We start from the raw sequence: 19,051 nt of genomic DNA, 5'->3' as shown, positions 1-19,051 counted from the left end.
TCAGAGGCGGGGCAGCACCTGCTCGCCGAGGACGGTCACCGCGCGGACCGGGTCCGGGCCCAGGGGTGGGCCGAAGGACAGGTGGGTGGCGCCCTCGTCCTGCAGCCAGCGGCAGCGGCGGACCACCTCGTCGGCGTCCCCCGCGATGCCCAGACCGAGCATCTGCGGGGTGACCAGGTCGGTGGCCCGCCCGACCTCGCCGGCGGCCAGCGCGGCCTGGATGCCGGCGAAGTCGGCCACCGCCAGGCCGGCCCGCTCGAGCAGATATGGGGAGAACGAGGCGCCGTAGTATGCGATCTTCTCCGCCAGCGCCCGCTCGGCGGCGGCGCGGTCCTCGTCGACGGACACCCAGAAGGCCGCGGCGAGGTCGACCGACGCGGGGTCCCGGCCGGCCTCGACCGCCCCGGCGTGCACCAGGTCGCGGGCGGTGGGGAAGTGCTCGGGCGGGTAGAGCAGGGGCAGCACGCCGTCGGCCACCGCACCGGCCATGCCGAGCATCTTCGGGCTCATCGCCCCGACGTAGACCGGGGCGGCGGCCGGGAAGCGCAGGTGCGCCTCCGCCGTCCAGCCCGGGCCGGTGTCCTCGTGCTCCACCGGCCGGCCGCCGGCGCCGAGCACCTGCAGCGCGCGGACCGCCTCCCGGGTGCGGGTCAGCGGCTTGGGCCGGGGGATGCCCGCCCACCCCAGGAACTCCTCGGCGCCCGCGGCGACGCCGAGCAGGAACCGGCCGCCGGACAGTTCGGCCAGCGTCGCCGACGTCATCGCGATCTCGGCCGGGTGCACCGAGTACGGGTTCATGATCCCGATGCCCAGCCCGACCCGGGAGGTGGCGACGGCGGCCGCGGCCACCATCACCGGCGCCGACCGCAGGAAGAGGTCGTCGGACACCCACACCTGGTCGAAGCCCAGCCGCTCGGCGGTGACGGTGAGCTCGACGAACTGGGCGACCGACAGGTCGTTGTTCAACCGCAGCGAGGTCGTCATCCCGTGCACGCGTCCAGCTCGACCTCGACCAGGAAGCCCTCGCCGACCAGGCCGCCGACGTACAGCGTGGTGTTGGCCGGGGCCACGTCGCCCAGGAGCTCGGCGTGCGCCCGTGCGGCGCCCTCCCAGTCCGCGCCGGGGGCGAGGAACAGCCGGGAGCGGAGCACCTGCTCGCGGGTGCCGCCCAGCTGCTGCACGGCGGCGATCGCCCGGGTCAGGCAGGCGTGCGCCTGGGCGTGCACGTCGCCGGGGTGCGCCGCGGAGCCGTCCGGCCCGTGGTCGGTCGTGCCGCTGACGGCGATGCAGCACCCGCTGCGGGCGGCGCGGGCATATCCTGCCGCGGCCTCCCAGCCGGTGCCGTCCAGCACCCTGGCGTCCGTGCTGGTGGGGGTGTGGTCCGGGTCCTGCGACATGTGATCTCTCCGTAACCCAATCGGGGGATCTGCGGCGCTACCGTACCGACTCGTTGGGAACGTTCCCATGCTGACCGGTCCCGCCGTGGAGGCGTCAGTCCGCTCGATCCCGGAGGTCGTCATGCGCCGCCCCCTCTACCCCGTGGCCGCGGTGCTCGTCGCCGCGCTCGGCCTCTCTGCGTGCGGAGGAGGTGGGGACGACGCCGGGTCGGCGTCCGGTGACCGGACGCTCGTCGTCGACACGTCCTTCCAGCTGACCACCAGCGACCCCGCGCGCATGTTCGAGCCGACCGGCCAGATCATCGACCACGTCATCTACGAGACGCTCTACACCTTCGAGGGCACCGACTCGACGACGCCGGTGCCGCTGCTGGCCACCGACGAGGAGATCTCCGAGGACGGCCTGACGCACACCTTCACGCTGCGCGACGACGTCACGTTCTCCGACGGCACCCCGATGACCGCCGACGACGTCGTCTTCTCGCTGAACCGGGTCATCCAGGTCAAGGGCAACCCCTCGTTCCTGCTGGACGGCGTCACGGTCGAGAAGGTCGACGACACCACGGTCACGCTGACCACGGCGACCCCGGACCCGGCGCTGCCGTTCAAGCTGACCAACCCCGCGCTGGGCGTGGTGAACTCCGCGGCCGTCACCGAGGCCGGCGGCAGCGACCAGGAAGGCGCCGAGACCGCCGACACCGCCGAGGACGCGCTGAACGGCGAGTCCCAGGGCTCGGGCCCCTACGTCATCGAGTCCTTCGACGTGCAGGACCAGGTCGTGCTGACCCGCAACCCGGAGTACTGGGGCGAGGAGCCGGCCTACGACCGGATCGTGCTGCGCAACACCGAGGCCTCGGTCCAGTCGGTGAACGTCCGCAGCGGTGACGCCCAGCTGGTCGTCGACCTCTCCGCCGACCAGGCCGCCGAGCTCGGGGGCGGCGACGTGACCGTCGACAGCTCGCCGTCGGCCAACGTCTTCTTCGTCTACACGAACAACGACCCCGCGGTCTCGCCGATCACCTCGAACCCGGACTTCCAGGAGGCGGTGCGCTACGGCATCGACTACTCCGCGCTGGTCGACCTGGCCGGTGAGGGCTCCTCGCAGACCCCGGGCGTCATCCCGACCACGTTCCTCGGTGCGCTGGACCCCTCCGACGCCGTCGAGCGGGACACCGACCGGGCCGAGCAGGCGCTGGCCGCCAGCGGGATCAGCGACCCGACCGTGACGCTGTCCTACCCGAGCGAGATCCAGGTCAACGGCATCGACTTCGGTGACCTCGCCGCCGCGGTGCAGGCCCAGCTGGCCGAGGTCGGCATCACCGTCGAGCTGGCCCCCGCCCCGGTGCAGACGGCGCTGGAGGGCTACCGCGCCGGCACCGAGGAGATGGGCCTGTGGTCGTGGGGCCCGGACTACCCGGACCCGTCGGACTACCTGGTCTTCACCCCGGGCCAGCTCGTCGGCCTGCGCGCCGGCTGGGCCGCCGGTGCCGACCCGACGCTGGAGGCCGCGGCCACCGCCGTGTCCAGCGAGTTCGACGACGACGCCCGCGTCGACGCCTACACCACGATCCAGCAGCAGCTCAACGAGAGCGGCCCGTTCTACCCGCTCATCCAGCCGGCCCAGGTGCTCGCCTACTCGTCCTCCCTCGAGGGCGTGGCGTTCAACCCGAGCTGGACGGTCGACCTCGCGGACATCAGCTGACCACGACCGCACCGCGCGACGCCGGGACCGGGGACACGTCCCCCGGTCCCGGCGTCGCGGCGGCCCGTCCGCGCCGCCCCCGGCGGGCCCTGCTCCGCTTCGTCGCCCGACGGCTGGCCGCCGGGCTGCTGCTGTGCATCGGCGTCACCCTGGTGTCCTTCCTGCTCACCCAGGCGGTCCCCGGCGACCCGGTCACGGCGAACCTGGGCCAGCGCGCCTCGGAGGACCCCGACGCCGTCGCGGCCTTCCGCGCCGCCAACGGCCTGGACAAGTCCCTGCCCGAGCAGTACCTGACCTACGTCGGCAACCTGCTCACCGGTGACTTCGGGACCTCCCAGCAGACCCGCAACCCGGTGGCCTCGGACCTGGCGGAGAAGGTGCCCGCCACGATGGAGCTCGCCCTGGCGGCGATCCTCGTCGCCGTCGTCCTCGGCGTCGGGTTCGGCATCGTCGCGGCGCTCTACCGGGACCGCTGGCCCGACCAGGTCCTCCGGGTGCTGTCGCTGTCCGGGGTGTCGGTGCCGACCTTCTGGCTGGCCCTGATCGCCTACTACTGGATCAGCTTCAAGCTCGACCTGCTCCCGGCCGGGGGCCGGCTGTCCCCGGGCGCGCCGACGCCGCCGCAGGTGACCGGCTTCTACACGGTCGACTCCCTGCTGGCCGGGGACTGGGCGACCTTCGGGGACGCCGTCAGCCGGCTGGTGCTGCCGGCCCTCGTGCTGGCCTCGTTCACCGTCGGCGTGCTGCTGCGGTTCACCCGGGCCGCCGTCCTGGAGGTGCTCGGCGACGAGTACGTGCGGGCCGCCCGCGCCAAGGGCCTGCCCGAGCTGACCGTCGTCCGGCGGCACGTGCTGCGCCCGGCGCTGCTGTCGGTCGTCACCGTCACCGGCGTGGCCTTCGCCGGGCTGCTCTCGGGCACCGTGCTGGTCGAGCAGATCTTCGGCTGGCGGGGGCTCGGCGCCTACGCCTACACCAGCGCGCTGGCCCTGGACCTGCCCGCGATCATGGGCGTCAGCGTCGTCGTCGCGGTCATCTACATCCTGATCAACCTGGTGGTGGACCTGTTGTACGGCGTCATCGACCCCAGGCTGAGGCTCTCGTGACCGGGCCCGATCCGCTGCTCGTGCCCGCGGCCCCGCTCGCCGGGGACGTCGACGTCCCCGGCGCGGCGGCCGCCGCGGGGGAGGAGCGCGCGGCCCGGACGCTGACCCGCTCCCCGTGGCGGCGCCCGCTGGCCGTCATCGGCCTGGTGGTGATCGCCGCCTGGGTGCTGATCGCGGTCTTCGCCCCGGCGCTGGCGCCCTACGACCCGCTGGCCCAGGTGGCGCCCAAGCTGCTGGAGCCCTCCGCCGAGCACCTGTTCGGCACCGACAACCTGGGCCGCGACGTGCTCTCCCGGGTGCTCTACGGGTCGCGGCTGTCGGTCCCGCTGGCACTGCTGCTGGTCGTGCTGGCCACGGTCGTCGGCACCGTGCTGGGCGCGGTCGCCGGCTACTTCGGGCGCTGGGTCGACGGCGGCATCATGCGGCTGACCGACCTGGTCTTCGCCTTCCCGGGGATCATCCTGGCGATGGCGGTCACCGCCGCTCTGGGCGCCGGGCTGCGCAACGCCGTCCTCGCGCTGGTCATCGTCACCTGGCCCTCCTACGCCCGGGTGGTGCGCGGGCTGGTGCTGTCCACCCGCGAGTCCGACCACATCCAGGCCTCCCGGCTGCTGGGCGCCTCCGCGCTGCGCACGCTGGCCGTCGACGTCCGGCCGACGGTGCTGGGCCCGGTGCTGGTCCTGTCCGCCCTCGACGTGGGGAACGCCGTGCTGCTGCTGTCCGGGCTGTCCTTCCTCGGCCTGGGTGCGCGCCCGCCGGCCCCCGAGTGGGGCGCGATGGTCTCGGCCGGGGCGGCGGTGTTCGACAGCTGGTGGGTCGGCCTCTTCCCGGGCCTGGCCATCCTGACCGTCGTGCTGGCCTTCAACTTCCTCGGCGACACCCTGCGCGACGCCCTCGACCCGCGCACCGCGCGCGCCCTGCGCGGATGACCGCCCCGCTGCTGGAGGTGTCGGGCCTGCGGGTCCGGCTGCCCTCCCGGACCGGGGCCATGCTGCCCGCCGTCGACGGCGTGGACCTGACCGTGCACGCCGGCGAGGTGCTGGGGGTGGCCGGGGAGTCCGGCTCGGGCAAGACGATGACGGCCCTGGCGACCCTGGGCCTGCTGCCGCACGGCGCGCGCACCGACGGCTCGATCCGGCTGGCCGGCCGGGAGCTGCTGACGCTGTCGGACAAGCAGCTGCGCTCGGTCCGCGGCCGCGAGGTCGCGATGGTGGCCCAGGACCCGCGGACGGCGCTGCACCCGATGCTGTCCATCGAGCGGCAGCTCACCGAGCACCTGCGCCACCACCACGGCGTCGGCAGGAAGGCCGCGCGGGACGAGGCCGCGGACCTGCTGGACCAGGTGCGCATCCCCGACCCGCGGGCCGCGCTGGCCCGCTACCCGCACGAGTTCTCCGGCGGGATGCGGCAGCGCATCGCGATCGCCTCGGCGTTGGCTGCCCGGCCCTCGCTGCTGATCGCCGACGAGCCGACGACGGCGCTGGACGTCACCGTGCAGGCCGGCATCCTCCGGCTGCTGGACCGGCTGCGCCGCGAGCGCGGACTCGCCGTCCTGATCATCACCCACGACCTGGGCGTGCTGTCCTCGATCGCCGACCGCCTGGTGGTCATGTACGCCGGCCGGGTCGTGGAGTCCGGGACGACGGCCGACGTGCTCGCCTCGGCCCGGCACCCCTACACGCACGGCCTGCTCGACGCGCTGCCCGAGGGCGGGTCGGCGGCGATGCGGCCGATCCCCGGCAGCCCGCCGGCGCTGGGCGCCGTCCCGTCGGGCTGCCCGTTCCACCCGCGGTGCGCCAGCGCCCGGGACACGTGCGCGGCCGACGTCCCGGCCCTGCTGCAGATCGCCCCGGGCCGGCTGTCGGCCTGCCCGGTGGACCCGTACGCACCCGTCCGGGAGGTTGTCTCGTGAGCATCCTGACCGCGACCGGGGTGGAGGTCACCTACCCCGGATCCGGGCGCCCCGTCCGCGCCGTGGCCGGGGTGGACCTCGCCGTCGAGCCCGGCGAGGTGCTCGGCCTGGTGGGCGAGAGCGGCTGCGGCAAGTCCTCGCTGGCGCGCGCCCTGGTCGGTCTGGTCGCGCCCACCGCGGGCACCGTCGTCTTCGACAGCCAGCCGGTCGAGGCGCTGCGCCGCCGGGCCCGCCCGGTCGCCCAGCGGCGGCTGCAGATGGTCTTCCAGGACCCGTACTCCTCGCTCAACGCCCGTCGCCGGGTCGGCGACCAGATCGCCGACGCCCTGCGCCTGGCGGGGGGCGGCGGACGCCGCCGGGCCCCGGCCGCGGTCGGGGCGCTGCTCGAGCGGGTCGGGCTGGACCCGGCCATGCAGACCCGGTACCCGCACGAGTTCTCCGGCGGCCAGCGGCAGCGCGTGGCCGTCGCCCGGGCGCTGGCCGCGGACCCCTCGGTCATCGTGGCCGACGAGCCGATCTCGGCCCTGGACGCCTCGGCCCAGGCCCAGGTGGCCAACCTGCTGGTCGGGCTGGCCCGGACCGAGGGCGTGGCCGTGGTGTTCATCAGCCACGACCTGGCCATCGTCCGGCAGGTCGCCGACCGGACGGCGGTGATGTACCTGGGCACCGTGGTCGAGGTCGGCCCGACCGCGACGCTGTGGGAGGACCCGCAGCATCCGTACACCCGCGCGCTCATCGACGCCGTCCCCACCCCGGACGGCAGCGGCCGGCTGCCCGCGGACCTGCCGGGCGACGTGCCGGACCCGGCGGCCCCGCCGTCGGGGTGCCGGTTCCACCCCCGCTGCCCGCTGGTGACGCCGGACTGCTCGAGCTGGGAGCCGGTGCTGCGGGTGCAGGAGCCCGGGCACGCGGCCGCCTGCATCCTGGCCCCCGATCGTGGGGCCCCCGACCGCTCGACCACCGGAGTGCCCTCGTGACCGTGCCCGTGGTGGGCCCCGCCGTCCCCGACCCGTCCCGCCCCGGGTGGGACGGGTCGGGGGCGGCGGGGCCCCGCCCGGGCAACGTCCCGGGGCTGTCTCTTAGACACGTCCGACGCTCGCGGATGTANTCCCCGACCCGTCCCGCCCCGGGTGGGACGACGTCCAGGCCCTGGCCGCCGACGTCTGGGCCTGGCGCCGGGTGCAGGCGCCGCGGTCCCGGGACGACATCCCGCGCCAGGAGCGCCCGGCCGGCTGGGCGCCGGACTTCTCCGCGGCCGGCGTCGAGGCCGCCCGCGCCCGGCGCGCCGAGCTGCACGCGCGGTGGGCCGGCATCGACCTGGCCGGCGCCGACGTCGCCACCCGGGTGGACCACGCGCTGGTCGGGTCCACGCTGGCCCGGGTGCGCTGGGAGCTCGACGTGCTCCGCTCGCCCGAGCGGGACGCCTCCTTCTGGGTGGACCAGGCGCTCGGCCCGGTCTTCGACGCGCTGCTGCAGCCCCCGCCGTTCGGGCCGGAGCGGGTGGCGCAGTTGGCGCACCTGCTCGCCGTCGTCCCCGCGCAGGTGGCCACCGCGCAGGCGCAGCTGGCCGGCGGCGCGGAGGCCGAGCTCGCCGCCGTCGCCCTGGACATGCTCGCCGACGCCGGGACCCGGCTGCGCGCGGCGGTCGCGGCGCTGCCGGTGCCCGACCTGGACGCCGGCCCGGCCGCGGACGCCCTCGATGCCCTCGCCGGCTGGCTGACCGCGGAGCTGCCCCGCATGGCGCCCTTCGCGCCGGTCGGGCGGGCCGCGTTCGAGGAGTTCCTGCGCGAGGTCACGCTGGCCCCGGAGTCGGTGGACTGGATGGTCACCGTCGCCGAGGCCGAGTTCGCCCGCGCGGTGACCATGGAGGCGGTCGCGACGGCGGCCGCCGCGGGGGTCCCCGTGCCGCCGCTGCCGGTCGACGTCGCCGCGCACTGCGCCGACGAGGCGGCCGCCGAGGCCGAGGTCCGCCGCTGGTACGACGAGAAGGGCCTGCTCACCGTGCCGGCCTGGGCCGGCCGCTACCTCTTCGCGCCCCGGCCCCCCTGGCTGGCCCCGCTGGCCGGCATGGGCGTGACCGACGACCTGCTCGGTCCTTCCCGGCTGGGCCAGGACCCGGTCAGCTACGCCCCGGACCCGGCTCCCGAGCTGCCCTTCTTCTACCGGGCGAACATGCTCGACCCACGGCTGGGCGTGGCCCACGAGGGCGTGCACGCGCTGCAGCTGACCTGGTCGGCCACTCACCCGGACCCGGTGCGCCGGGAGTACGTGGACTCCCAGTCCAACGAGGGCATCGCCTTCTACGACGAGGAGATGCTGCTGGACTCCGGGCTGTGGTCCGACGCGCCGCACAGCCGGGTCGTCGTCGCCCGGTTCCTCCGGCTGCGCGCGCTGCGGGTGCTGCTCGACGTCGGGCTGGCCACCGGCTCGATGAGCATCGACACCGCGGCCCGGATGCTGGCCGAGCGGGTGCCGGTCGACGTCGAGACCGCCCGCGAGGAGGCCGCGTTCTTCGCCGGCACGCCCGGGCAGGCGTTGACCTACCTGGTCGGCAAGGTGCAGGTGCAGCAGCTGCTGGCCGACGTCGTCGCCGCGCAGGGGGACGAGTTCGACCTGCGCGCCTTCCACGACCGGTTGTGGCTGGAGGGCAACGTGCCGCTGGCGATGCAGCGCTGGGAGCTGCTGGGCACCCCGCCGGAGCTCTAGCTCACGGCAGGCCGTGCGGCGGGATCTCCTGCTCGTGGTGGTGCACGATCGTCCACCGCTCGCCGTCCCGGCGGAGCACGTCGGTGACCCGCGCGGTGGACGTCGACCCGTCGGCGGTGGCGACGTCGAGCAGGTGCCGGCACCAGGCCACGTCGCCGTGCGCGTCGACCAGCACGGTGTGCGGTGCCAGCGCGGCGACCGCGGGGCCCGGGGCGGGGTCGGTGACCCGCGCCGCGCGGACGGCGTCCAGGTCGGCGGTGCCCTGCATCAGCGGCACGTGGTCGTGGTTCCAGATGGTGACGTCGTGGGCGAGGACGGCGTCCACGGCACCGGCGTCCCCACCGAGGAACCCGGCGTAGACGGTGGCGACAGCGGCCCACACCGCCTCGCCCTCGGACTGGCTGAGCGCACCGCGCACGGTGACGTCGGGAGCTGGCACGTCGGGCAGCCTAGCCAGCCGCGCGACCTGGGAAGCTTCCCACCAGTGGAACGGACCGGTCCGGCGCGTGTTGCGGGCACATCACATCTTCCACCGAGCGCCTCCTGGTGCTGGTGCCTGATGGGTCGGGACCCCTACGGTCGGTGCGTGGAATCCTTTCCACGGTCGTCGTCCGCGCGGGTGCGCGCGGCCCCGCGCAGGAGGAGGACCGGATGAGCACCGTCCGGATGTTCGTGAACGGCCAGGCCATGCGGGGTGGGTCGCTGGCCCCGGCGCTGGCCGACGCCGAGTTCCTGGGCGAGGTGCGCACGGCCGCCCGGTACCGCTTCCACTCCTTCGGCGACTTCCCGGGCCTGGTGCCGGTGGCCGAGGGCGGGACCGAGATCGCCGGCGAGCTGTACGCCGTCGACTACGCCGACCTGCGGGAGCGGCTGCTGCCCGGTGAGCCGCCGGAGCTCGAGCTCTCGGTGATCGAGCTGGCCGACGGCAGCGGCACCTGCTCGATGGTCGTGCGGGAGGGCGTGGCCGGCGAGGACATGACCGGCCACGGCGGCTGGCGCGCCTACCGGGAGACGCTGGCGTGACGCCCGACCTCGTGGTCCGGGGCGGGACCGTCGTCACCGATGGCTGGTCCGGTGCCGCCGACGTCGTGGTGGCCGGCGGGCGGGTGCAGGCCCTGGTCGAACCGGGCAGCGTGCGCGGGCCGGACGAGCTGGACGCGACCGGCCGCGTCGTCGTCCCCGGCGGGGTCGACCCGCACTGCCACGTGGGGTTCACCTCAGGGGACTTCACCAGCCTCGACGACCACCGCGAGTGCACCACGGCCGCCGTGGCCGGGGGCACGACGACCATCGTCGACTTCGCCATCCCCCGCCCCGGCGAGGCCCCCGCCGACGCCGCCGTCCGGCAGCGGGCCAAGGCCGACCAGGGGCTCTGCGACTCGGCGCTGCACGCCAGCGTCGTGGAGTGGGACGGCACCACCGCCGAACAGCTGCGCCAGCTGTGCGACGAGGGTCTGCGCACCGTCAAGATGTTCACCACCTACCGCGGCGAGTCCATGGCCGACGAGGACACGTTCCTGCGGGTGATGAAGACCCTCGGGCCGCTGGGCGGGATGGTCGTCGCGCACTGCGAGGCCAACCACCTGATCGAGGAGCAGCAGGCCGTGCAGGCTGCGGCCGGCCGCATCTCCGCAGCGCACCACCACGAGACCCGGACCGAGCTGGCCGAGGACGCCTCGGTGGCCGAGGTGCTGGCCATCGCCGAGGCGCTGGGCACCCCGGTCTACTTCGTGCACCAGTCGACCGCGGCCGCCGTCGACCAGGTGGCCACCGCCCGGCGGCGCGGGGTACGGGCGTACACGGAGGCCGTGGCCCACCACCTCACGCTGGACGACTCGGCCTACCGCGGCGAGCACCCCGAGCGGTTCGTCTGCTGCCCGCCGCTGCGCTCGGCCGCCACGGTCGCGGAGCTGGGCACCCGGCTGGTGAGCGGCACGATCGCCACCGTGGGCAGCGACCACTGCTGCTACGACACGGCGCAGAAGACCAGCGTCGACCACGACGTGCGGGTGATGCCCAACGGCCTCCCCGGCGTGGAGACCCGGCTCGTCGTCGTGCAGGACGCCTTCGTGGCGACCGGGCGGATGCCCTGGACCCGGTTCGTCGAGGTGACCGCAGCCGCCCCGGCCCGGCTGAACGGCCTGTACCCGCGCAAGGGCAGCCTGCTCCCCGGGTCCGACGCCGACATCGCCGTCTGGGACCCGGCCGCGCAGCGCACCGTCACCGCCGCCGGGCTGCACCAGGCCACCGACTACACGCCCTACGAGGGCCGCACGGTCACCGGCTGGCCGACGACCGTGGTGGTCGGCGGGCACGTCGTGGTCGACGGCGGACGGGTCGTGGACGACACCGCGCGCGGGCGCCACCTGCCCGCCGCACCGCTGACGGTCTAGGGGAGCACCGTGGACAGGGACGACGTCGACTGGCGGGGCTACTGGGCCGCCGCGCCCACCGCCTTCAGCGCCACCGGGGAGCTCGACGAGCCGGCGATCACCGCCACGCTGCAGCTCTACCGCGACCAGGGCGTGCACGGCGTCCTGGTCAACGGCACCACCGGGGAGTGGTTCGCGCAGAGCCCCGCCGAGCGGCGCCGGGTCGCCGAGGTCGCCGTGGCGGCCCTGGCCGGGTCCGGTGTCACCGTGGTGGTGGGCTGCAACAGCTACACGGCGGCGGAGACCATCGGGCTGGCCGAGCACGCGCGGTCGGCGGGCGCCGACGGTGCGCTGACCACCCCGCCGCCCTACGTGCACCCCTCCGACGAGGAGGTGCTGGCCTTCTACCGGACCGTCACCGAGGCCGTGGACCTGCCGTGGATGGTCTACAACTGGCCCCGGGGGACGGCCGTGGACCTCTCGGTGGCGGTGCTGGACCAGCTCGCCGACCTCGACCGGGTCGTCGCGGTCAAGGACAGCACCGGTGACGAGATCAAGTGCCTGGAGGGCTGCGAGGCGGTCATGGACCGGGTCCGGTTCTTCGGCCGGTTCGTCCACCGCCGGGGGATGGCGTTCCTGACCGGCCTGGGCGGGGACGGCAACATCGACGGCGGCGCGGTCGGGGCGCCGTTCGCGGCGCCGTTCTACGACGCCGTCTGGGCCGGCGACCTGGACACCGCCCGGGCCTGCTCGGACCGGTACGGGCTGCTGGTCGCCGCGCTGGTCAACAGCGACTACAGCGCCAAGTTCGCCTCGCCGACATCGCAGGTCAAGGCCGCGATGCACGTGCTCGGGCAGCCCGGCGGCGGGTACGTGCGGCCACCGCTGCTGCCGCTCACCGACGCCGGCCGGTTGGCCGACCTGCGCGCGGCTCTGGCCGGGGTCGGGTTGACCGCGTGAGCGGCACGGCCGACGTCGTCGTCATCGGCGCGGGGATCGTCGGCGCGGCGGCCGCCCACCGGCTGACGACGCTGGGTTTCGACGTCGTCGTCCTCGACAGCGGCGAGCCCAACGGCCAGGGCTCGGGCGCCAGCGCGGCCAACCTGCACTCCCAGGGCATCCACACCCGGCGGCCCGGGCAGGCCGTCCCGGTCGACGTGCAGCGGTTGCTGCCGCTGCAGCGGGCCGCCCGCGAGCGGTGGACCCACCTCGCCGCCGAGCTGGACGCCGACATCGGGTTCTCCCCGACCGGCGGGTTCATGGTGGCCGAGACCGACGAGCAGGTGGCCGACCTGCACCGCAAGCACGGCTGGGAGACAGACGCGGGCGTGGTGACCGAGGTGCTGGACGGCGACACCGCCCGCCGGGCGCTGCCGCTGCTCGGCCCGGGCGTGCGCGCGGCCACCTGGTGCGCCGCCGACGGCTTCGCCGACCCCGCCTTGGTCACCCCGGCGTACCTGGCCGCTGCCACCCGCGCCGGGGCCACCGTCGTGCCGCACCACGCCGTGCAAGGCCTGACCCGGGACGGCGAGACCTGGACGGTGCACGCCGGCGGTTCCACGTGGAACGCACCCCGGGTGCTGAACGCGGCCGGGCCGTGGATGGGCCGGGTGGTCGAGCTCGTCGGGCTGGCGCTGGCCATGACGCCGCTGGCGATCCAGGCGCTCCGGCTCGGCGCCGGGGGTGCCCGGCTCCCCCACCTGGTCCAGCACGTGGGGGAGGGCTTCTCGGTGAAGCAGGACCGGGCCGGGCGGACGATCGTCGGCGGCGGGTGGCCGGCGCTGCCCTGGACGCTGGACGACGAACCGCGCACCGACCCGGCCAGCGTGACCGGCAACCTGGGCCAGCTCGCCCGGGTGCTGCCCGGGCTGGTCGACCGGCCGGTCGAGCACGTCTGGCCGGGTCCGCTGGCCGCCACCCCGGACGAGATGCCGGTGGCGGGGTGGGTGCCCGGTCGCGACGGGCTGCTCGCCGTCGGCGGCACCTACAGCTTCACGTTCGCCCCGCTGTGGGCCGACGTGGTGGGCGCGCTGCTCAGCGGCCACGCCCCGCCGGTCGACCTGACCGGCCTGGACCCCGGGCGCCTGGTGCGCCCCGCCCCTGACACCGAGACCGACCCGCAGGAGGAACCGTGTGGCTGACCGACGCGTCCGTGGTGGACGTGCTGACCGGGCAGGTGGCCCGCGGCCGGGCCGTCGAGCTGGTGGACGGGACGATCGGCGCGATCGCCGACGCCGCCCCGCAGGGGGCGGAGACCCGCTCGCTGGGCGGGCGGTACCTGTCCCCGGGGCTGGTCAGCGTGCACAGCCACCTGTCGGTGGTCTACCCGTTCTCCGCCCTGGACGAGGCCGAGGACCCGGGTGTCACCACGCTGCGGTCCTTCGCCCGGGCCCGGGACGCGCTGCAGGCCGGGGTGACCACGCTCCGGTCGGTGCACGAGGTGAACCGCGCCGACCTGCTGCTGCGCACCGCGTCCCGGGAGGGCTGGGTCGACGTGCCGCGGATCGTCGGCGCCGGCCGGGCGGTCAGCGCGGTCGGCGGGCACGGGGTGGGCGGGGGCTGCGCCTATGCCTCGGGTGAGGACGAGTTCTACGCCGCGGCCCGGGCCGAGCTCGAGGCCGGGGCGGACCACGTCAAGGTCTTCATCACCGGGGGGATCGCGGACCCCGACGAGGGCTTCGGCTCCGAGCAGATGACCCCCGCAGAGATGCGCGCCGTGGTCCGGGCCGCCGCGGAGTTCGAGACCTACGTGGTCGCCCACGCCGGCGCCGGTGCGGCGATCGCGCAGGCCATGGACGCCGGGATGCGGTCCTTCGAGCACGCCTACGAGCTGTCCGCCGAGGTGGCCGCCGAGATGGCCCGCCGCGAGGTGTTCCTGACCCCGACGCTGTGCGTCACCCGCTGCCCGGAGTGGATGGCCGACCACTCCTTCACCCGGGAGCAGATCGACACCGCGATGGAGACCGGGCCGGGCCACCTGGCCAGCATCCGGCGCGCGGTCGAGGCCGGCGTGACGATCGTGGCCGGCACCGACTACCCGCCGGGCGAGCCGATCGAGGACACCGTGGTCGCCGTCCGCGAGATGGAGTTCCTGGTCGAGGCCGGCCTGGACCCGCTGCTGGCCCTCCAGGCGGGGACGTCGACGGCGGCCCGCCTGCTGGGCCTGTCCGGGCAGATCGGCGAGGTGGTGACCGGGGCCGCGGCGGACCTGGTGGTCACCGACGCCGACCCGACCAGCGACGTCTCCGCCCTGCGCGGCATCGCGATGGTGGTCGCCGACGGCCGGGTGGTGCGGGACCAGCTCCCGGCCTGATCCCGGTCAGCGGGGCGGGGGCCCGACCGAGTCCCGGACGACGAGCACCGGCTCGACCAGCCGCTGCGACGGGCCGGGTGCGGCCGTCCCGTCGAGCTGCGCGTGCAGCAGCTCGGCCGCCGTCCGGGCCTGCTCGGCGGCCCGGTTGTCCACCGCGGTGAGGCGGGGCGGCCACCAGCCGAAGAACGGCTCGTCCTCGGTCATCACCACCGACAGCTCGCGGGGCACCACGGTGCCCTGGCCGGTCAGCACCGGCAGCACCCCGCCGGCGGCCTCGTGGTTGGTGACCAGCAGGGCGGTCGGCGGCGTCGGGTGGGCCAGCAGGGCGGTGACCGCCGCGCGCCCGAACTCGGTGGTGAACGGGCCGCGGTGCACCAGGTCGGGCAGCAGCGGGAGGCCCGCGGCGGCCAGCGCGGCGACCACCCCGGCGTGCTGCTCCCGGCCCGACGTGACGGCGTCGGTGGCGGAGACGGTGGCGATCCGGGTGTGCCCGGCGGCCAGCAGGTGCTCGGTGGCCAGCTGGGCGGCGCGCCGGTAGTCCAGCACCACGGACGGGGCACGGGCGCCGGGCACCTCGCGGTTGGTGGTGACCACCGCGGTGCCGGCGTCCAGCAAGGCGTTGACCCGGTCGTGGTTGGCCCCGGACCCGGCCACGACCACGCCGTCGAACCCGTGGTCCAGCGCCGTGTCCAGGAAGGCCGCCTCCCGGTCGGCGTCGCCGCCGGTGGTGCAGACCAGCACCTGCCAGCCGGCCTCCGCGCCCCAGGACTGCAGGGTCTCCGCGACCGTGTTGAAGGTGGCGTTCCAGAGGTTGTTCACCACCAGGCCGACCAGCCCGGACCGGCGGGTGCGCAGCGCGGCCGCCATCCGGTTCGGGCGGTACCGGAGGTTGGCCGCCGCCTCGACGACCCGGGTCCGCGTGGCCGGCTGCACGCTGGGGTGCCCGGTGAGTGCCCGGCTGGCCGTGCTCACCGACACGCCCGCCAGCTGCGCGACCGAGGTGAGCGTCACCGGCATGCGCGAAACCTACCGGCGCGCGCCCCCGGCCCGCGCCTCTGAGAAGGTCGGTGCCGTGCCCCTCACCATCCGCGAGATGACCGCCGACGACCTGGCCGAGGCCTGGACGCTGGGCCGCTGGGCCTTCGGCGGCCCGGCGGAGGCGCCGCCGCGGGCGCTGGCGGTGCTGCCCGAGACGCACCGGTGGGGCGCCTACGACGACGCCACCGGCCGCCTGGTCGGCAAGGTGACCGACCACGAGGAGAACTCCTGGGGGGGCGGCCGGCAGGGGCCCCCGGCCGACATCAGCGGGGTCGCGGTCGCCCCGGAGGTCCGCGGCGGCGGGGTGGCCCGCACCCTGCTCACCGCCGCGCTGACCGCCGCCCGCGATCGCGGCGCCGCCGTCAGCGCGCTGTACCCGACCGTCTCGGCGGCCTACCGGTCGCTGGGCTGGGAGATCACCGGACTGCTCGGCTCCGCGGTGCTTGACACCGCCGCGCTCCCGGTGCTCCGCGCCCCGGAGGGCGTCGTCCTGCGGCCCGGGACGCCGGCCGACCGGGCCGCCGTCGTCGACCTGTACGAGCAGGTCGCCCGCGGGTTCGACGGCCCGCTGAGCCGCCGCGGCGGCCGGTGGGAGCTGCCGGCGAGGGACGAGCAGCCCCTCGGCGACGGCGTGGACCTGCTGACCCTCGCCGAGCAGGACGGCGTGGTCACCGGCGTGCTGGGCTACGAGCGCGGCCGCGGCTACGGCGCCGAGGCCGCCCTGGACGTGAGCGACCTGCTCGCCACCACGCCGGCCGCCGCCCGTGCCCTGGTCGACGTCCTCGCCGGGTGGCGGACCGTCACCCGCACCGTCGACGTCCCGCTGCTGCTCGGGGACGCCGTCTCGGGCGTCCTCCCGCTGGAGCGGGCCACGGCGCGCGGCACCCAGGTCTTCATGCACCGCCTGGTGGACGCCGAGCGGGCCGTCGCCGCGCGGGGGTGGCCGTCGCAGGCGCGGGGCGCGGTGTCCTTCACGGTGGTCGACGAGGTGGCGCCCTGGAACTCCGGCAGCTGGCGGCTGGAGCTCGACGCGGGCGAGGGCCGGCTGACCCGCACGGACGCCGCCGACCGGGTCCTCGGGCCGCGCGGGTTGGCCCTGCTGTGGACCGGCGCCGGCAGCGGGCGCGGGGCCGCGACGGCCGGTCTGGTGACCGGCCCGGGCGACCCGGCGGCGCTGGACCTGCTCGCCTGCGGGCAGGCCCCGCAGCTGCGCGACTACTTCTGAGCGCGCGACCTCGGTCGCACCAGGCATATCCGTTGCGCACGAGGGCATGGCACACGTCATGGCGAACGTCCCGAACATCACCCTGAACAACGGCGTCGAGATCCCCCAGCTGGGCTTCGGCACCTACCAGATCGAGCCCGAGAACACCCGGGAGGCGGTGCGCACCGCCCTCGAGGTCGGCTACCGGCACATCGACACCGCCGAGATGTACGGCAACGAGAAGGAGGTCGGCGAGGGCTTCCGCGACTCCGGCCTGGCCCGCGAGGACGTCTTCATCACCTCCAAGCTGAACAACGGCTTCCACGCCGAGGCCGACGTGGCGAAGGCGATCGACCAGTCCCTGGCCGACCTGCAGGTCGAGCAGCTGGACCTGTTCCTCATCCACTGGCCGCTGCCGGGCATCGACGTCGACTTCGTCGAGACCTGGAAGGGGATGGAGCAGCTGTACCGCGACGGCAAGGCCCGCGCGATCGGCGTCTCCAACTTCCAGACCAATCACCTCAACCGGCTGCGCGACCAGACCGACATCACCCCGGCGGTCAACCAGATCGAGGTGCACCCCTACCTCACCCAGGACGAGCTGCGGGCGTACAACGCCGAGCGCGGCATCCTGACCGAGGCCTGGTCGCCCATCGCCCAGGGCAAGGTCCTCGACGACCCGGCCATCGTGCGCGTGGCCGAGCGCCACGGGAAGTCCCCGGCCCAGGTCACCCTGCGCTGGGCCATCCAGCGCGGCGACATCGTCTTCCCGAAGTCGGTCACCCGCAGCCGGGTGGAGGAGAACTTCGCCCTGTTCGACTTCGAGCTCTCCGAGGACGACATCACCGCGATCAGCACCCTGAACCGCGACGAGCGCACCGGCCCGGACCCGGACACGTTCAACATGATCCCGAGCTGAGCGATCGCATCGCGATCCTCCGGATCGCACCGCGGCCAGGTGCCGTCCCCGGCCTGAGCTGAGCTCCCGCGACGTCGCCGGTCGGGAGGTCTCCGACCGCCGCGACCGGCGACGTCCGGGCTCTGTCGCGTCCCCGGCTGATTCGGCGGTCGTCGGCGGTGGTCGGTGGGCTTCAGACTCACGCCGTCCAGGGGGCTTGTGGCCCTGCAGCGGCACAGGATCCCTGGACGGCGTGAGTCCGTGGGCGATGGTCGCCACGCCCGGGGCATCGGGGCGCGGCGAGGGACAGGCGGTCGGCCGGGAGGGATCCGGTCACCGTGTGCGGTGACCGAACGGCTGCCGGGTGACCGGCTGGTCCTGGGGTGATCGACCGCAGCGCCCGGCGAGCTTGCAGATGGGCAACGGCGGCGCGCCAGGGTGTGGCGAGTGGGCGTTGTCGATCTGCAGGGTCACGGATCCGGCGGACCGCCGGGTGGGTCAGTCGGTCGTGACGAAGTCGATGAGCTCCTCGACGCGGCCGATGAGCTGGGGTTCCAGGTCGGTCCAGGTCTTGACCCGGGCCAGGATGCGCTGGGCCCAGACGTAGCCCGTGTCGTCCTCCCAGCCCAGCCGGCGGCAGACACCGCCCTTCCAGTCCTCACCCTTGGGCACGGTCGGCCAGGCCTTGATGCCCACCACGGAGGGCTTGACCGCCTGCCAGATGTCGATGAACGGGTGCCCGACCACCAGGGCGTGCGAGCCGGTCACCTGGGCGGCGATGCGGGTCTCCTTGGACCCGGTGACCAGGTGGTCGACCAGCACGCCCAGCCGTCGGCCGGACGACGGCCGGAACTCGCGCACGATGCCGGGCAGGTCGTCCACCCCGTGCAGCGGCTCGACGACGACGCCCTCGATGCGCAGGTCGTGGCCCCAGACCTTCTCCACCAGCTCGGCGTCGTGCTTGCCCTCGACGTAGATCCGGCCCTCACGGGCGACCCGCGCCCGGGCGCCGACCACGTACGTCGAGCCCGAGGCGCTGCGCTGCGGGCCGGACAGGGTGTTCTGCTTCGGCCGCACCAGGGTCACCGGCCGGCCCTCGACCCAGAAGCCCGGACCGAGGGGATAGCCGCGGACCCGGCCGAACCGGTCCTCGAGGTGGACGACGTCCTTCTCGCAGCGGACCACCGCCCCGACGAACCCCGAGCTGGGGTCCTCCACGACCAGGTCCTTCTCGGCCTCGACCTGCACCGGGGGCTTCTTGACCGTCCGCGGGTGCACCAGGTTGTCGTACTGCGAGCGAGGAGGCACCGACCGAGTCTGCGCAGCGGGCGGCGCAGCGGCGAGGACCGACACGCGGGAGGCGTACCGTTCCCCCTCCAGCCGCAGGCGCACGCCACCTCGGACCA

The 19,051-nt window shown here is 75.1% G+C and carries 18 protein-coding genes; 13 read left to right on the top strand and 5 right to left on the bottom strand.

Going from position 1 to position 19,051, the window contains the following annotated elements; all coding sequences use genetic code 11:
• Positions 1-984, bottom strand: coding sequence for an LLM class flavin-dependent oxidoreductase (locus LFA75_RS10275; RefSeq protein ID WP_225233543.1), 984 nt, complete (start codon positions 982-984; stop codon positions 1-3).
• Positions 981-1,397: a Rid family hydrolase gene (locus LFA75_RS10270; protein ID WP_225233542.1), complete on the bottom strand. Its 417-nt coding sequence runs from the start codon at positions 1,395-1,397 to the stop codon at positions 981-983. Before LFA75_RS10270 ends, LFA75_RS10275 begins: the two co-directional genes overlap by 4 nt.
• Positions 1,398-1,518: 121 nt before the next feature.
• Here LFA75_RS10270 and LFA75_RS10265 point away from each other — a divergent pair, with 121 nt between their 5' ends.
• From LFA75_RS10265 to LFA75_RS10240, 6 genes are all read left to right on the top strand, one after another.
• The gene (locus tag LFA75_RS10265) at positions 1,519-3,099 is read left to right on the top strand and encodes an ABC transporter substrate-binding protein (RefSeq protein ID WP_225233541.1); all 1,581 of its coding nucleotides are present in this window, start codon (positions 1,519-1,521) and stop codon (positions 3,097-3,099) included.
• The gene (locus LFA75_RS10260) at positions 3,069-4,202 is read left to right on the top strand and encodes an ABC transporter permease (protein WP_225236044.1); all 1,134 of its coding nucleotides are present in this window, start codon (positions 3,069-3,071) and stop codon (positions 4,200-4,202) included. Before LFA75_RS10265 ends, LFA75_RS10260 begins: the two co-directional genes overlap by 31 nt.
• Positions 4,199-5,131: an ABC transporter permease gene (locus LFA75_RS10255; protein ID WP_225233540.1), complete on the top strand. Its 933-nt coding sequence runs from the start codon at positions 4,199-4,201 to the stop codon at positions 5,129-5,131. The genes LFA75_RS10260 and LFA75_RS10255 overlap by 4 nt, the downstream gene beginning before the upstream one ends.
• Positions 5,128-6,114: an ABC transporter ATP-binding protein gene (locus LFA75_RS10250; protein ID WP_225233539.1), complete on the top strand. Its 987-nt coding sequence runs from the start codon at positions 5,128-5,130 to the stop codon at positions 6,112-6,114. The genes LFA75_RS10255 and LFA75_RS10250 overlap by 4 nt, the downstream gene beginning before the upstream one ends.
• Positions 6,111-7,091, top strand: coding sequence for an oligopeptide/dipeptide ABC transporter ATP-binding protein (locus LFA75_RS10245; protein ID WP_225233538.1), 981 nt, complete (start codon positions 6,111-6,113; stop codon positions 7,089-7,091). The genes LFA75_RS10250 and LFA75_RS10245 overlap by 4 nt, the downstream gene beginning before the upstream one ends.
• Before the next feature lie 202 nt (positions 7,092-7,293).
• The gene (locus LFA75_RS10240) at positions 7,294-8,820 is read left to right on the top strand and encodes a DUF885 family protein (protein WP_225233537.1); all 1,527 of its coding nucleotides are present in this window, start codon (positions 7,294-7,296) and stop codon (positions 8,818-8,820) included.
• A 1-nt stretch (position 8,821) separates the two neighbouring features.
• Here the strand turns inward: LFA75_RS10240 and LFA75_RS10235 are convergent, their stop codons facing one another.
• On the bottom strand, positions 8,822-9,259 hold the full coding sequence (locus LFA75_RS10235) for a nuclear transport factor 2 family protein (RefSeq protein WP_225233536.1): 438 nt from the start codon (positions 9,257-9,259) through the stop codon (positions 8,822-8,824).
• Positions 9,260-9,471: 212 nt separating this feature from the next.
• On the opposite strand from LFA75_RS10235, the gene LFA75_RS10230 reads away from it, so the two are divergent.
• The 5 genes from LFA75_RS10230 to LFA75_RS10210 are packed head-to-tail and all read left to right on the top strand — an operon-like array spanning position 9,472 to position 14,505.
• Positions 9,472-9,843 (top strand): allophanate hydrolase-related protein, encoded by a 372-nt coding sequence (locus LFA75_RS10230; RefSeq protein WP_225233535.1) that lies wholly within the window; start codon positions 9,472-9,474, stop codon positions 9,841-9,843.
• Positions 9,840-11,213, top strand: a complete 1,374-nt coding sequence (gene hydA / locus LFA75_RS10225) for a dihydropyrimidinase (RefSeq protein ID WP_225233534.1) — start codon at positions 9,840-9,842, stop codon at positions 11,211-11,213. The genes LFA75_RS10230 and hydA overlap by 4 nt, the downstream gene beginning before the upstream one ends.
• A gap of 9 nt (positions 11,214-11,222) precedes the next feature.
• A complete protein-coding gene (locus LFA75_RS10220) occupies positions 11,223-12,152 on the top strand; it encodes a dihydrodipicolinate synthase family protein (protein WP_225233533.1) in 930 nt (309 codons plus the stop codon).
• The gene (locus tag LFA75_RS10215) at positions 12,149-13,333 is read left to right on the top strand and encodes an NAD(P)/FAD-dependent oxidoreductase (protein ID WP_225233532.1); all 1,185 of its coding nucleotides are present in this window, start codon (positions 12,149-12,151) and stop codon (positions 13,331-13,333) included. Before LFA75_RS10220 ends, LFA75_RS10215 begins: the two co-directional genes overlap by 4 nt.
• Positions 13,324-14,505, top strand: a complete 1,182-nt coding sequence (locus LFA75_RS10210; protein ID WP_225233531.1) for an amidohydrolase family protein — start codon at positions 13,324-13,326, stop codon at positions 14,503-14,505. The genes LFA75_RS10215 and LFA75_RS10210 overlap by 10 nt, the downstream gene beginning before the upstream one ends.
• Before the next feature lie 6 nt (positions 14,506-14,511).
• Here the strand turns inward: LFA75_RS10210 and LFA75_RS10205 are convergent, their stop codons facing one another.
• Entirely contained in the window at positions 14,512-15,522 is a 1,011-nt protein-coding gene (locus LFA75_RS10205; RefSeq protein WP_225233530.1) for a LacI family DNA-binding transcriptional regulator, read from the bottom strand.
• Between the two features lie 55 nt (positions 15,523-15,577).
• On the opposite strand from LFA75_RS10205, the gene LFA75_RS10200 reads away from it, so the two are divergent.
• Both LFA75_RS10200 and LFA75_RS10195 read left to right on the top strand, forming a co-directional pair.
• A complete protein-coding gene (locus LFA75_RS10200; RefSeq protein ID WP_225233529.1) occupies positions 15,578-16,768 on the top strand; it encodes a GNAT family N-acetyltransferase in 1,191 nt (396 codons plus the stop codon).
• 58 nt (positions 16,769-16,826) lie between these two features.
• On the top strand, positions 16,827-17,666 hold the full coding sequence (locus LFA75_RS10195; RefSeq protein ID WP_225233528.1) for an aldo/keto reductase: 840 nt from the start codon (positions 16,827-16,829) through the stop codon (positions 17,664-17,666).
• A 477-nt stretch (positions 17,667-18,143) separates the two neighbouring features.
• Here the strand turns inward: LFA75_RS10195 and LFA75_RS10190 are convergent, their stop codons facing one another.
• Positions 18,144-18,953 carry a DUF3097 domain-containing protein gene (locus tag LFA75_RS10190; RefSeq protein WP_225233527.1) on the bottom strand — a complete coding sequence of 270 codons (810 nt, stop codon included), beginning with the start codon at positions 18,951-18,953 and terminating at the stop codon, positions 18,144-18,146.
• Positions 18,954-19,051 lie beyond the last annotated feature (98 nt).

Origin of the sequence: Klenkia terrae (genome assembly GCF_900491935.1) — a bacterium.
In the GTDB taxonomy this organism is placed as follows: Bacteria; Actinomycetota; Actinomycetes; order Mycobacteriales; family Geodermatophilaceae; genus Klenkia; species Klenkia terrae.
The sequence above is the reverse complement of the archived record's forward strand: the minus strand, read 5'-3'. Positions and strand labels throughout refer to the sequence as shown.

Coding starts and splice junctions, on each gene's coding strand:
- LFA75_RS10275 (WP_225233543.1), bottom strand. CDS start 984: ATGACGACCTCGCTGCGGTTGAACAACGACCTGTCGGTCGCCCAGTTC.
- LFA75_RS10270 (WP_225233542.1), bottom strand. CDS start 1,397: ATGTCGCAGGACCCGGACCACACCCCCACCAGCACGGACGCCAGGGTG.
- LFA75_RS10265 (WP_225233541.1), top strand. CDS start 1,519: ATGCGCCGCCCCCTCTACCCCGTGGCCGCGGTGCTCGTCGCCGCGCTC.
- LFA75_RS10250 (WP_225233539.1), top strand. CDS start 5,128: ATGACCGCCCCGCTGCTGGAGGTGTCGGGCCTGCGGGTCCGGCTGCCC.
- LFA75_RS10230 (WP_225233535.1), top strand. CDS start 9,472: ATGAGCACCGTCCGGATGTTCGTGAACGGCCAGGCCATGCGGGGTGGG.
- LFA75_RS10205 (WP_225233530.1), bottom strand. CDS start 15,522: ATGCCGGTGACGCTCACCTCGGTCGCGCAGCTGGCGGGCGTGTCGGTG.
- LFA75_RS10195 (WP_225233528.1), top strand. CDS start 16,827: ATGGCGAACGTCCCGAACATCACCCTGAACAACGGCGTCGAGATCCCC.